The sequence below is a fragment of the Thermoclostridium stercorarium subsp. stercorarium DSM 8532 genome, assembly GCF_000331995.1.
Classification (GTDB): domain Bacteria; phylum Bacillota; class Clostridia; order DSM-8532; family DSM-8532; genus Thermoclostridium; species Thermoclostridium stercorarium.
The window spans coordinates 1,875,020-1,889,228 of record NC_020134.1 but is presented as its reverse complement, the minus strand read 5'-3'; the positions used below and the strand labels follow the sequence as shown (position 1 = coordinate 1,889,228).

The following is a 14,209-nucleotide window of genomic DNA, read 5'->3' as shown; positions in this document are numbered from 1 at the left end:
TGGTGCAAATCTTCGTGACGGAAGTATAGAAGTAGCCTTAAGGAGATAATCTACAACAGCCGGAAATACAAAACCGAAAATTCGCTGTCAATGAAAGCGGAGATGGACAGGGTTGTGATTGATACTGAGGAGAGGTTCTCCGATATGTTCAGGCGGACGATCGGCGATATAAAAGCGTGATGTCATGCCAAAAGCGTGGAAATGAATCCGGACTGACTTTCGGACTAAGACTACCGAATCCGGTTTACCTGCATATCCGGCCCTGCCTGCAAAGGCAGGGCGTTTATTATTGCGTGCATGGCTTAGTTTAATTTGGCCGGCGCCGGTTATCCGGTATAAACTGATTTTATTAATACTGCTGTGGCGGATGAAAAGGATGAGGAAATATTCATGCAGTATTACGGGGTTTTATTATTGGAATAAAAATGTTTTTCGCAGGAAGAAACAGTATAAAATATCGTTAAAGTTTGTTTGCAACAAATTTCGCCAGGACTTCATTAAATTCATCCTTCTGATCGTAAAAAACCCCATGTCCCGAAAATTCAAACGGCACCAGAACCGAATTGGCAATCAGCCTGTGCTGAACTTCTGCTATATTAAAGGGAACTATTCTGTCATGAATGCCGTGCATAATCAGAGTGGGCACATGAATGGATTCAGTCTCGGAAAACAACACTTCGTTAATCCACGTTTTTGCTATTGATGCGGTTGCCCAGCCCGCCGCCTGAAGACCTAACTGGAAAAACCAGTCTGAGAATGGCTGAGATATATGCCTGTAAAAGAAATTGTCTCCAAAATTGCGAAGCATCATGGGGCGGTCGTTGTAAGTATCCTCAATCATCTGCAATACTTTTTCCTTGTCAATGCCGTATGGAAAATTGGGACGGCGGATTAAACTCGGGGCTGCTGCTGCGATAAGAACCAGCCTTGACACACCGTACCCGCGGTGGCGTCCCATATACTTTACGGCTATTGCTCCGCCGGTGGAATGACCGGCTAAAGTAAAGTCACGCAGCCCCAGGGCTTCAACCACGCATCTTACGTCATCCGCAAGGGTATTATAATCATATCCGAAGAATGGTTTGCTGGAGTCGCCGAATCCTCTTGTGTCTATTCCAATGCACCTGAAACCCAGCTGAGGAAGTTTGTTGAACTGGTATTCAAAAAGTTTGTGACTGCCGGGCCAGCCGTGCAGAAAGAGAATTGCCTTCTGGCCTTCGGGATTCAAATCTTCCACGTATATATTGACATCCTTGCTTACATTGACATAATAACCCATATATTATCCTTCCCGCAAATAAATTACAGAATATAATATTCGGCGGGAAAGGATAATATGTTACGGTAGGAATTTGCTTACGTATGTCTGAACAAAGTAAAGGACAATCACAAACGAAAAATTTATAACGGTAAACTTGGTCAGGTAGGATTTAATGCTTTCAGGATTGTGTTTTTTATACTCGGTAAACGTAATAAGGCTTGCCAGTGAAGCAATAAGCGTTCCGCAACCGCCGATGTTGACGGCAGGAAGAAGGGATTTGTAATCGTTTGTGAAATGGGATAACAGTACGGCGCTTGGCACATTACTCATAAACTGGCAGGAAAGAATACCGAAAAGGAGTGTATTTAAAGGAAGCACGTTAGAGAAAAATTCATTTACGGCAGGAATTCTTGCCATATTGCCGCTGAAAACAAAGAAAGCACAGAAGGTGCCGAGCAAAGGGTAATTAACTTCCTTAATCGCCTTCCGGTCGAGGATGAGCAATGAAACTGTCACTAATATTGTTCCGACCGAATGAGGGATAATGCGGAAAACCTGCAATATGCTGATTATGAATAAGACAGAGTAAATAACCGTCAGTTTTCTGTCAAGGGTGTACTGTTCGTCTTTTTTCAGCGTCAAAGGTACGGGTTTTACAAACAGGCACATGACGAAAATAATTGTAATTGACGTTAGAAATGAAGGCAGCATTATTTTTGTAAATTCGACGGTATCAATATTATAAAAAGCGTATAAATACAGGTTCTGAGGGTTACCGAAGGGAGTAACCATTCCGCCGAGATTGGCGGCAATGTTCTGCATTATAAACATAAACGCCATGGCTTTTTTGTTTCCGGTGCTGCTTAATACATAGTAACCCAGCGGAAGAAATGTCAGCAATGCCATATCGTTGGCGAGAAACATTGAGCCTATGAACGTGATAAATACAATGGCTATGGTTACATTGCGGAGGTTGTGCAGCCTCAGGACAATGCCTCTGCTGACAATTTCAAACACATGAATGTGAGACAGAGCTGCAACCACGGCGAGCGTACAGTATAACGTCGCCAGTGTGGGCCAGTTGAAATAATTAACATATGTCTTGTCCACCGGAACAAAGATACATGTGACAAGCATGCATAAAACGGCTATTGAAAGCATTGGCTGTTTTTTTATAAAGCAGAATAATTTGTGGAAAAAACCGGATGTTTCTTCTTCCTGTCCGGCAAGAGCTGGAATTGTCATTTTATAACCGTCAGTATATATGTGGTTTTTCATAAGTACCTCTTTTCTTCTCACTGGTGTCAATATGGGCACAGATATGAATTCTAATAGGAGTGTTTAAAAAAACAATAACTATTTTGCCGGGAAAAAAACGTATAAAAGAGCGGACTTTGGTGGTTTTAACCAAACAGAGACGCGGGAACCGGCATGTTAAAAAACCTTGTTATGAGCTTGAACAATGTGATATATATAATATATGGATACATTTCTGCGTTGCCTGGGAATGGCGGCGTTTTACGGAAGCTCGAATCATAAATCCGGACTCAGGCTTATTGAGTTTTGGCAGGGAGCGGAACAATGACTGAAACCGACAGGAAAATACTTGTATTATATAACATCGCTTTTACACCCGATAAGGGATTTATTGAACGCTTGATTCATGGTTATGGTTTCAGATGTGATGTAAAACACACCAGGGAAGCTGTTCAGGAAGACTATCTGGATGCTGAGGTTATTATCGGGCAACCCAATCCGAAATATCTTAAGAAGGCTAAGAAACTGAAATGGGTTCAGCTTACCAGCGTAGGAGCAGATCATGTAGCCGATGCAAGTCTTTATGCAAACAATGACATTATTCTTACGAATGCCAGCGGAGTTTATGGAAAACCCATTGCCGAACATGTTTTTGCTATGATTCTTGCATTTAACAGGAATCTGATGCAGTACGAGAGGAACAGGCAGAACGGCAAATGGTCTCCCGTATTGCCAATGCGGGATTTTTACGGTTCAACGTTGTGCGTGATCGGCTTTGGTGATATAGGAAAAGAAGTTGCAATACGCGGAAAGGCTTTGGGTGCCAGAGTTATTGCAGTTAAGCGTACAGTAGGGGAATGCCCGCCGTATGTGGACGAGCTGTATCTAACCGATGAAATTGACAAAGTATTACCAAAAGCCGATTATTTGGTATTAGCCCTTCCAAACACTCCCGAAACGAGGGGAATTCTGTCTGAGGAGAGAATTAAAAAATTAAAGCCGGAGGTTTTTATCGTTAACGTGGGCAGAGGAACTGCAATTTGCCAGGAAGCACTTATCCGTGCGTTACAGGAAGGCAGGATTGCAGGAGCCGGCCTGGATGTTACCGATCCAGAACCGTTGCCTGCAGACAGCCCTTTATGGAAGATGCCGAATGTTATCATAACGTCGCACACATCAGGTTTTTCGCCGCAGAACTGGAACAGGCATGCGGAATTGATTCGCGAAAACCTTTCAAGGTATGTCGAAGGGAGGCCTCTTCTTAACCGGGTTGATTTCAATAAAAAATACTGACTGTTTTTGCTCTGAACCAATATGATTGGCAGCTTTACATATAATCATGGGTCAAATGACAGGTTTTCATAATCTCATGCAACAAACCTTTGGTTTTGTTTGCCGGTTAATTCGGGATTTCAGGCCGGCGGCAGGGTTCAGGACAAAATGCAAAGGGAGCTGTGAGTATGGGTATGCGTATTGTGTTTGTAATTGACAGTTTTAACCTGAACAACGGCACGGCGGCAACTGCCCGCAGGTATGCCGAAGAGCTGCGGAAACGCGGACATGAAGTAACCATTCTTGCAGCAGGTTCAGCCGACGGGAATAAAACAGGGATTAGAAAGTTAAGAATTCCGTTCTTTCAGCCGCTGATTGAAAAACAGGGTTTTTGTTTTGCGCGTCCTAATGATGAGGCCTATTACCGTGCATTCAGAAATGCGGATATAATACATTTTTTCCTTCCCACATGGTTCTGCCGGAGGGGGGAATTTATAGCGCGGCAGATGAGAATTCCTACGGTTTCTGCGTTCCATCTGCAGCCTGAGAACGTAACTTACAGTATAGGCTTGGGAAAGAGCAAGAGGGCCAATGATGTGATTTACCGCTATTTTTATAAATGTTTCTATAACCGTTTCCGTTTCATACACTGCCCCAGTGAAATGATTGCCGAACAGCTTATGCAGCATGGTTATGATGCCGAATGCCGCGTAATATCCAACGGTGTAAATGACCTTTTCAGACCTGCCGAGGTTAGACGCCCTGAATACCTTAAAGGGAAAATTGTACTGCTTATGGTCGGAAGACTTTCGGGAGAAAAACGGCAGGATCTTCTTATAGAAGCTGTTCAATATAGCAAATACCGGGATAAAATCCAGCTTGTGTTTGCAGGGATGGGCCCGAAGGAGAAAAAATACCGAAAGCTGAGCAGGAATCTCAAGAATAAGCCCATATTCAGATTCTTTACGCAGGAAGAACTGCTACAGATGTATAATATATGCGATCTTTATATACATACCTCAGATGCGGAAATAGAAGGAATTTCGTGCATTGAGGCGATGGCGTGCGGAGCGGTGCCTGTAATTTCGGATTCACACCTTTCAGCAACAAAATCCTTCGCTTTGCACCCCAATTGTCTGTTCAAAGCGGGTGATGCGAGGTCTTTGGCGGAAAAAATCGATTATTGGATTGAACATCCCGAGGAACGGAGCAAAATGAGCAGGATATATGCGGAAAAGGCCGAAACCATAAGGGTAAGCAAATGTGTGGCCGAAATGGAAAGACTGTATAAAGACGTTATTTCGGATTATCATAAGAACGGTTACAAACAGCCCGAAAAATCCCGCCTGAGAAAGCTGCTCCACCCGGATACCGATGCCGTAAATGTGGCCTATTCTAAGCGCACACCCGCCAGACAGGCTTTGTTTTACGTTTTCACCAATTTAATTGCAATTATAATTTATTTTATTGATACTGTATTTTTCGGGCTGGTGATAGAAGGAAAGGATAAGCTGAAAAAGGTCAGGGGCGGGGCGGTTACCGTTATGAATCATATACACCCGATGGACTGTACAATGGTTAAACTGGCGGTATTTCCACGGCCAATATATTTTACGAGCCTTGTTAATAACCTTGAGCTTCCTTTGGTGGGATGGCTTATAAGATTTTGCGGCGCGCTTCCTGTTCCAAACGGCAAGGGAAAACTGGTCGGATTTATGAAACATATTAAACATGGGATTCAAAACGGCGATTTGGTGCATTTTTATCCCGAGGGGATGCTGATTCGTAATTATGAGGGATTGCGGGAATTTCAGCCCGGCGCTTTTTATACGGCAGTACACACCGGTTGCCCGGTTATACCGATGGTGCTTGTAAACATTCATCCTCAGGGGATATGGCGCATAGCCGGAGGAAGGCGTATGCATCTTTTCATAGGAGAACCCCAGTACCCGAACAGTGAGCTTTCTCCGAAGGAATCGGTAACAGAACTTAAAAACCGGACATGGCAAATTATGAATGAAATGATGAATGAACCTGTTGAAGCTGAAAGAATAAGTTTTTCGGTTGCCGTCCGGATAGCATGTATTCTGTACATTGCCAGCCAGGTGGTCAGGATTATCGCAATAAGACTGTGATATACTTTTCGGCCGGTTGCCGGTTTTTGTGATACAACGGCGCGATGCCGGTTACAGTCTTTTTGTCTTATCCGGCACGTCTTAAAAGCATGTCCTGAGTTTTTCCGTTTTTTTAATGCAATTTGCCTTTCAGTTGAGTGTTTATTCTGATGTCCGTTCAGAAAAAATATATAAAATTATTTTTTTATTCTCCAAACGTTTTTGCGTCCCCGATCGTATTTCAGGTGAAAGGGGGAAGTCGTATTGAAGGGTTCATGTCGTACGAGTGAGGAACTTATACAAATTTACAACAGGCATGTGGACACTGTTTACCGGATTTGTTTTTTGTTTATGAAAAACAGGCATGACGCTGAGGATATGGTTCAAAACACTTTTTTAAGGCTTATAAAGGACAGGACGGTTTTTCGGAGTGAAGAGCATGAAAAAGCCTGGCTTATAAGAACGGCGACCAATCTGTGCAAGGATCATTTCAGGCACTGGTGGTCAAAGACAATAGGCATAAATCAGGTTCCGGAAACCGAGATTGAGCAGTCTTTTGCATCTGACAGTATTTTAAAAAAGGTTATGGAACTTCCCCCCAAATATAAAATGGCGATATATCTGTATTACTATGAAGGATATTCAACGGTGGAGATAGCTGAAATACTGAGGAAAAATCCGTCCACAATAAGAGGTTATCTGCACAATGGCAGGAAAATTCTTAAAATTGAACTGGAAGGTGATGAAAAATGAAAAAAGAAGACCTGAAGACGGCTTTTGGGCAAATTAGACCCGATGAAGCCGCAAAAAAGAGGATGCTTGACAATATTTTAAAACAACGCGGAAAAGAGGGAATGTATATGCCGTTTAATTTCAGAAAAACAATTCCTGCCATGGCCACGGTGGTTGTGATTGTAGCAGGGCTTTTAACTTATAATCTGTCGGGTAACCATGGTAAAAATTTATTCCGCGATCATAGAGGGACTGATTATTCAGACACGGGAAGAGAAGATGCAGTGGCCCCGATCGTGAACCAGTTCTGCCTTTCCGACAGGCATTATATACTGCTTTCAGATGATTTAAGGGAGGAATTCGGACTGCCTTCGGTGATTAACGAAAACGATTTAGGTGATAAGATTGGCATTATTGAAACCAGCCCGGATTTAAGCCTTTTAGGCGGCGAAGTGTACCATTATATTCCGGCAGGCTGCGAAGCTGTTGTTGCGGTAAAAAAAGGTAATGAGTATCAGCTTTTCAGATTTTTTGTATTTGATAGCTATAATAACAATCAGGATGAAGATTCGGCTGAATATCTGAAACTTTTTGGCATATATAAGGCCGACGATATATCAAAAATTCAGTTTATACGTCATTCTGAACAGAGCAAGCAAAACGGATATACCGATATAATTGCTGAAATGACCGACAGGGACGAAATCGAACTGTTCTATAATTATTATTCGGTCTTAAAGAATTCCAGCAACAGATATTTTGAGATTCTTTTCAATTATAATAATACCGGCAACAGTGGCATTGAATCGGATTATACCGTACCGGAAACCGATATTCCTGATAAAACCGGCAGTCAAACCGGTATCAGGCCCGGTACAGCACCGGATGATACAACCACCGCAGAAGATCTGCCTTTAACTGGTAACGGTGATACCGGAGGTATATCTGCAGATACACCCTTGTCGTCTTCCGCATTTTCAGGTACGGCTGCTGCAGGCTCAGGAACGGTGCAGCCGTTAAGAGGATATTCCGATGATGCACTGGCAAATCCGGTAACTATAAGGATTTATAACAAAAATGGTTTGTATTATGATTCGCCGTATTACAGAAACATAGGCTTTATTTCGAGATATGAAATAAATAATGATTTTAGAGAATTTCTTGATGGATATGTTAAATAAAAAAATCTTGCGCCGGCTTGCCAAATACCTTTCAGGCGGTTTTACACGAGGGAATTAAAAACAATAACAAGGAATTATAATAAAACTATTTAAAACAGAAATAAATTTATGGTAAAATAAAAACAACTGATTTATTGTCAGCAAAAATTTCTAAGAAAATCTCAAAGGGGTTTATAAGTTTGAGAAGAAAAATTACAACAGGATTATTGTTTTTAATTCCCGTTTTGGTTCTGGTTCTGATGCACACAACAGGAATACAGAACAAACCTGTGGACGGCGGGAATTATGAATATTATGAATGGGAAAGTCTGGAGGGAATCGCTTCGGTTCCCGTCACGGTTATGCCTGCTTATACCGAATTCCCCGGGATTTCTGAATTGCTGGCGGAACTTGAAACAGGAATAAAAACTGCTAAGGATGAAGTTCTTCAAATACTTGCAAAAGAAGAAAACGCTTTGGGTTATTATTCAAACCTGATACTTGCGAACCGTTCCGAAAAGGAAGGAAAGGATGCTTCTGAATATTACCGTACTGCCCTTGAGCTTTATTATACGGAGGAAATTCATTTCAAGCTGGCTGAACATCTGCTGAAAAACGGAAAGCTAAGTGAAGCTGAAAAAGAGTATCTTTTGCTTCTCCCGAATGAAAAGGCGCTCGATGTTTTAATGGCAATGAAAACCGCTCCGGAAAAAATATGCGAAGCATATGCCTCGCAGAAAGAATGGGAGGCTTTAAGGAAATTTTTAACAATGGTCTTTGAAAATAATCCCGCGGAAAATGACAATATTACGCTGATGAAATATTATGCCCAGGCTTTGTTTGAACAGGGCGATTATAAAAGTGCCCTGCCTTTTTATAAAAAACTTTACGGACTGGATAATTCGGATCAGAGTATTGCCTGGCTTTATGCACGATGTATGGAAGCTGTGGGTCAGACATCCGCGGCGGTAAAACTGTATTCAGTCATGGGTGAAAAAGGGGCGTACCGACTGGGGCTTATTTTACAGAAGCAAGGAAAGGCACTGGAGGCTGCCGATGCCTTTGCAGGCAGCAACGAGGCCGTTTCGTTATGGCATGCCGCGCGTATATGGGATAACGCGGGAATGATTGAAAAAGCCCTGGAAACGTATACACGTATAGCATCAATTGCAAGTATGTATCAGGATGATGCCGCGTACAGGGCGTATATTTTGTCTAAAAGGCTCGGGAATGATGATGTGGATAAGTTTCTCGACGTTCTGTCCTTTCATCCTGCATGGATGGACAGAATAGGGGAGAAACCGGTGATGCCGGAGTTGACGGAATTAAACTATCATGTACCAGAGTATCTGAAGCAGGCCGAAATTTATGAGGCCGAAGGATTTTTGGATGCTGCCGCGATAGAAGTTGCAATTGGCTCAAAAACCACAACCCTTGAAGAAAAATTGGCGCTGGGTGACTGGTACCTTAAACGGGGACAATATTACAACGCCATCTTATGGGGTATCAGATCGTTGAGCGAACAGCCTACAAGAAGAGGCTACGAGCTTGCATATCCTCAGCTTTTTGAAAAGTATGTCATTAAAGAAGCGGAAGAGTACAAGCTGGATCCCGCGTTAATCTGGGCGGTTATAAGGGAGGAAAGCCATTTCAGGTATGATGCCGTATCAAAAGCCGGAGCCATCGGGCTGATGCAGATTATGCCGGCAACGGGCAAAGATATTGCATCGCGCATGGGTCTGAGCATTACGGACAATGATTTGTTTAAGCCTGAAATAAACATAATGCTTGGCGCATTTTACATTAATTCAATGATGAATATGTTCAACGGGGACATTGACAAGGCACTGGCGGCATATAACGGCGGCCCCGGAAATGTGAAAAAGTGGCTTGAAAGCGGTTTAATGACTTCTGAGGAAGATTTTCCGACTGCTATTTCATTTTCCGAAACACAGGAATATGTCACAAAAGTCAGAAATGCATATTTCATTTATAAATGGCTTTATAAATAAAAGCTGTCTTTACGGTGCCGGCAAGCGGAGGAATGAACATGAAAACTGCAAATTTTTATGAAAAAGAACCCAAGTTTACCACCAGCCACAGTGGAAAAGGAATTGTCAGGGATGTGGTTCTGTTTAACGAAAATGATTTTCAGACAAATCTGAGGTTTTTCAGATATATGGTTTTGCCTTCAGGTTCGTCCATCGGATTTCATAAGCACGGTGATAACGAGGAGATTTATGTTATTCTGGATGGGAACGGAATTATGAAAGTCAATGATGATGAAATCGAAGTAAAACCGGGAGATGTAATCGTCAATCAGCCCTTTGACAGCCACGGTCTGGTGAATAATTCTGAAGGCGATCTGAAAATACTGGTATTTGAAGTAACTAAATGACGTTAAAAGTGAGTTTTTTTTGTTTACGGAGATATTCCAAAACTCGTGTAATGAACAGTATCATTTTAATGTTTATTTTCAGACCGATTTGATGTATAATCGGCTACAATAGCATGTTTTCATCAGCTGTTGTTTAACGCGTAGATTTTGGTTTACGTTGTTGTTTAAAGTGCTGGTGGGAACGGAATAGGATTCCGAAAAAGAGGAGGAGAAAAAATGGCAAAATATCGTTGTTCTGTATGCGGTTACATTTTTGAAGGGGAACTGACAGAGGATTTTAAATGCCCCAGATGCGGCAGACCTGCTTCTTATTTTGTTAAACTGGAGGAGAAGAACGAGAAGAACAACAGGTATGCCGGAACGAAAACCGAGAAAAATCTTATGGAGGCTTTTGCAGGAGAAAGCCAGGCGAGAAATAAATATACATATTTTGCTGAAGTGGCGCAAAGAGAGGGATATGAACAACTGGCGGAGATATTTCTGAAAACTGCAAGGAACGAACAGGAACATGCGAGAATCTGGCTTGAAGAGCTTGCAAAGATAGGAAACACGGCTGAGAATCTTTTACATGCGGCGGAAGGCGAAAATTACGAATGGACGGATATGTATGAACGTTTTGCAAAGGATGCCGAAGAGGAAGGATTTCCTGAACTGGCGGAAAAATTCCGCAAGGTGGCCGCTATAGAAAAAGCTCATGAGGAACGTTTCCGCAAACTGCTGAAAAACGTGGAAATGCAGCAGGTATTTGAAAAAAGCGAAGAAACCATATGGGAATGCCGTGTATGCGGGCATCTGGTAATTGGTAAAAAAGCTCCTGAAGTATGCCCTGTATGCAAACATTCCCGGAGCTTTTTTGAAGTGAGAAAGGAAAACTACTAAAATTAAGAAAACGTTCCTGGAAAAAATACCCGGTGTAGTGAATACGCCGGGTATTTTGTCGAATGTTCGGTGGAATTTTCATATTGCGGTTAATATCGGCGCTTCAGCTTACTTTCCGCTTTATCATGTGATAGTATATAATTAATAATTAAAGCGAATATCTGACAAATGGAGGCAAGATTCCGTGAGACCGCTGTATTATGAAGACGGAGTTTTAAAATTGCTGGACCAGACAAAACTTCCTGCCGAGACGGTCTGGCATGAATACAGAACATGTGAGCAGGTGGCGGAAGCCATAAGGAATATGATTGTAAGAGGTGCTCCGGCTATCGGGGTTACCGCTGCGTATGGAATGGTTTTAGGTGCTAATGCCGTTGAAACCAAAGACAAAAACGAGTTTTTTGCCCAAATAAAACAGATGGCTGAAGTTATGAAAAATACCCGGCCTACCGCCGTTAACCTTTTCTGGGCCGTGGACAGGATAGTGAAAACGGCTTATGAAAACAGAAACAGAAGCATTGAAGAAATAAAAAGTACAATACTTGAAGAAGCCCGGCGGATGGATCGGGAGGATGTGGAAAACAACCGCAGGATTGGTGAGTTCGGAAACCGGCTTATAAAATCCGGGAACACAATTCTGACCCACTGTAACGCCGGAAGCCTGGCAACATGCGATTACGGCACGGCTTTGGGGGTTATTCGCGCCGCCCATGAGGCGGGGAAAAAAGTCCGTGTGTATGCCGATGAAACAAGGCCGTACCTCCAGGGAGCAAGGCTTACCGCTTATGAGCTGATGCAGGACGGAATTCCGGTAACTCTGATTTGTGACAATATGGCAGGATATTTCATGCAGAAAGGCGAGATAGACTGCTGTATTGTTGGGGCTGACAGGATAGCGGCAAACGGGGATACCGCCAATAAAATAGGAACCTATACAATTGCGGTGCTGGCAAAAGAGCACAATATCCCGTTTTATGTGGCCGCGCCGACTTCAACCATCGATTTTGACATAGCCACCGGTGATGAAATAGTCATTGAGGAAAGGGACCACAGGGAGGTCACTCATATTGGGAATATCCGGCTTGCTCCTGAAGGGGTGGACGTTAAAAACCCTGCGTTTGATGTAACGCCTAACCGCTATATTACCGCAATAATAACCGAAAAAGGTATACTTTACCCGCCTTTCACTGAAAGTATAAAAAGGCTCAGGGAGGAATAAGTGCAAGGCGGGGGTTCATCTATAAAAGTTGAAAGGGGCCTGTTCGATGAGCAGTCTGCGAGGGATAAGCGTTAGTATTGCTTTAGCGTTGTTGATGGTTGTAATACCTTCTTTTGCGAATGAAAACAGTGTTGTGCGGTTTGACGACGTGCCCGAAGACCATTGGGCATATGCTGCGGTGAATGAACTGCGCACCCTTGGGATAACCGACGGCATTGGAAATAATAGGTTTGGTTTGGGACTTGAGATAAAAAGAAGCGAGTTTGTTACATATCTTGTAAGGCTTATGAAATGGGAAACGGTAACACCTGAAAAAGGCAGTTTCACTGATAATGTCGATCCTTCAAAATGGTATTATCCTTACGTTGAGACGGCATACAGGAACGGCGTAATACCCGAAGGAGTAGATAAATTCCGTCCCGAAGATCCGATTACCCGTGAAGAAATGGCGATAATGCTTGTAAACGCCCTCGGATATGGCGGGCTCGCGCAGAGTCTTAATTCCTTTGGAAGCGATTTTGACGATGTCAGCGAAAATGAAGGGTACATAACGATTGCTAAAGATTTTGGAATTATAAAAGGAGTGGGAGATAATAAGTTCAAACCTTACGATACGGCCAGGCGGGAAGAAGCGGCTGTTATGATGATGAGAATGTATGAGAAAATCAGCACACCTGTAAAGGAACTCCACGCTTTTTATGCGATTCGCTCTTATCCCCAGATTAATTATATCCCTTACATGAATTCGGTCAGTTTCGGCTGGAGCAGAATGGAGTTTGATTGCGACGAGGGGCGGGTGGTTCTTAATACCGCTTCGTCGGGCGGGAATGACTTTTACATTCCGGAGGGATTTACGGAGCCTTTCAATCTGGCCAGGGAAAGCAATGTTTCGGCGCAACTGATGGTCTATGCGGACAATAACTCCATTGTATGCCCGGACGGCGAGGAAATACCGTTGCTGGAATACATACTGACACGGCCGGAATTGAGAAAACAGGCCGTTTCATTAATCGCAGGACATGTTAACAATACGGTAAAGGAAGGCATTTCGATATCCTTTGACGGAGCTGTCATTGATTTTGAAAGTATGAAGGGGGAAAGACTTAAAAACGCGTTTAATGATTTTCTTCGTGAACTTAAACAGGAACTGGATGTCAGCGGAAAAAAGCTTTATGTGGCTGTTCATCCCAAAAGGATACCCGGACGGGAATATTATGATGCGTATGATTACAAAACCATCGGACAAATAGCTGACAGAGTGATACTAATGGCGCATGACTATTACGCAAAAAAACTTACAGAGGCCGAGATGAAAGCAGGATATGTTTTAACTCCTCTTACTCCGGAAGATGAACTGTATTATGCGTTAAAAGCCATTACGGACAGGGAAAACGGAGTGAGCGATCCGGATAAAATATTGCTTCAGATCTCGTTTGATTCTGTACAGTGGAATGTCAGAAACGGTGAAGTTTTAAATGATGAACCGCTAAAGCTGGGATATGACAGGATTTATCAAAAGCTTTCCTCCGGCGCGGACGTATATTATTATCCAATCAACGGCAACCCATACATGGAATATACCGATGAGACCGGACAGGTGCGTACTGTCATATGGTATGAGAACTCAGAAAGTGTCAGCGACAAGATTAGGCTTGCGAAAATGTTCGGTGTTAACCGAATATCCCTGTGGAGGCTTGGGATTATACCCGATTATGAAAATACAGGCGGAAAAAACATCAAACTTGATATATGGCAAAGTATTTTAAACGGGACTGCAAAGAGGTAAAGCCAAATTATGCAGTGCTGTATAATTAAGTAAAAGCTAAAATACTTGATATTTACATAAAAAACTGTTATAAAATTGATTGTATTCTCTCCGGAAATGTAATTTCCGGAGAAATTTTTCGGTTAAAATCC

Annotated in this window: 11 protein-coding genes; 9 read left to right on the top strand and 2 right to left on the bottom strand. The window is 42.7% G+C overall.

Annotation, left to right across the window (positions count from 1 at the left end; genetic code table 11):
* Positions 1-460 precede the first annotated feature (460 nt).
* Both CST_RS08160 and CST_RS08155 read right to left on the bottom strand, forming a co-directional pair.
* Positions 461-1,279: an alpha/beta fold hydrolase gene (locus CST_RS08160; RefSeq protein WP_015359400.1), complete on the bottom strand. Its 819-nt coding sequence runs from the start codon at positions 1,277-1,279 to the stop codon at positions 461-463.
* A gap of 60 nt (positions 1,280-1,339) precedes the next feature.
* Positions 1,340-2,539: an SLC13 family permease gene (locus CST_RS08155; protein WP_015359399.1), complete on the bottom strand. Its 1,200-nt coding sequence runs from the start codon at positions 2,537-2,539 to the stop codon at positions 1,340-1,342.
* Positions 2,540-2,842: 303 nt separating this feature from the next.
* Between CST_RS08155 and CST_RS08145 the strand changes: the two genes are divergently transcribed.
* The 9 genes from CST_RS08145 to CST_RS08105 all read left to right on the top strand — a co-directional run bounded on the left by CST_RS08145 (position 2,843) and on the right by CST_RS08105 (position 14,078).
* Positions 2,843-3,811, top strand: a complete 969-nt coding sequence (locus CST_RS08145; RefSeq protein ID WP_015359398.1) for a D-2-hydroxyacid dehydrogenase — start codon at positions 2,843-2,845, stop codon at positions 3,809-3,811.
* A 167-nt stretch (positions 3,812-3,978) separates the two neighbouring features.
* A complete protein-coding gene (locus CST_RS08140; RefSeq protein WP_015359397.1) occupies positions 3,979-5,925 on the top strand; it encodes a glycosyltransferase in 1,947 nt (648 codons plus the stop codon).
* A gap of 243 nt (positions 5,926-6,168) precedes the next feature.
* Complete coding sequence (locus tag CST_RS08135; protein ID WP_015359396.1) at positions 6,169-6,657, top strand: RNA polymerase sigma factor; 489 nt, start codon at positions 6,169-6,171, stop codon at positions 6,655-6,657.
* Positions 6,654-7,817 (top strand): hypothetical protein, encoded by a 1,164-nt coding sequence (locus tag CST_RS08130; RefSeq protein WP_015359395.1) that lies wholly within the window; start codon positions 6,654-6,656, stop codon positions 7,815-7,817. The genes CST_RS08135 and CST_RS08130 overlap by 4 nt, the downstream gene beginning before the upstream one ends.
* Positions 7,818-7,996: 179 nt before the next feature.
* On the top strand, positions 7,997-9,808 hold the full coding sequence (locus CST_RS08125) for a transglycosylase SLT domain-containing protein (RefSeq protein ID WP_015359394.1): 1,812 nt from the start codon (positions 7,997-7,999) through the stop codon (positions 9,806-9,808).
* A gap of 38 nt (positions 9,809-9,846) precedes the next feature.
* Entirely contained in the window at positions 9,847-10,194 is a 348-nt protein-coding gene (locus CST_RS08120; protein ID WP_015359393.1) for a cupin domain-containing protein, read from the top strand.
* Positions 10,195-10,410: 216 nt separating this feature from the next.
* Positions 10,411-11,073: a rubrerythrin gene (rbr, locus tag CST_RS08115; RefSeq protein ID WP_015359392.1), complete on the top strand. Its 663-nt coding sequence runs from the start codon at positions 10,411-10,413 to the stop codon at positions 11,071-11,073.
* 184 nt (positions 11,074-11,257) lie between these two features.
* Positions 11,258-12,292 (top strand): S-methyl-5-thioribose-1-phosphate isomerase, encoded by a 1,035-nt coding sequence (mtnA, locus tag CST_RS08110; protein ID WP_015359391.1) that lies wholly within the window; start codon positions 11,258-11,260, stop codon positions 12,290-12,292.
* Between the two features lie 46 nt (positions 12,293-12,338).
* Entirely contained in the window at positions 12,339-14,078 is a 1,740-nt protein-coding gene (locus tag CST_RS08105; protein WP_015359390.1) for an S-layer homology domain-containing protein, read from the top strand.
* Positions 14,079-14,209: the final 131 nt, after the last annotated feature.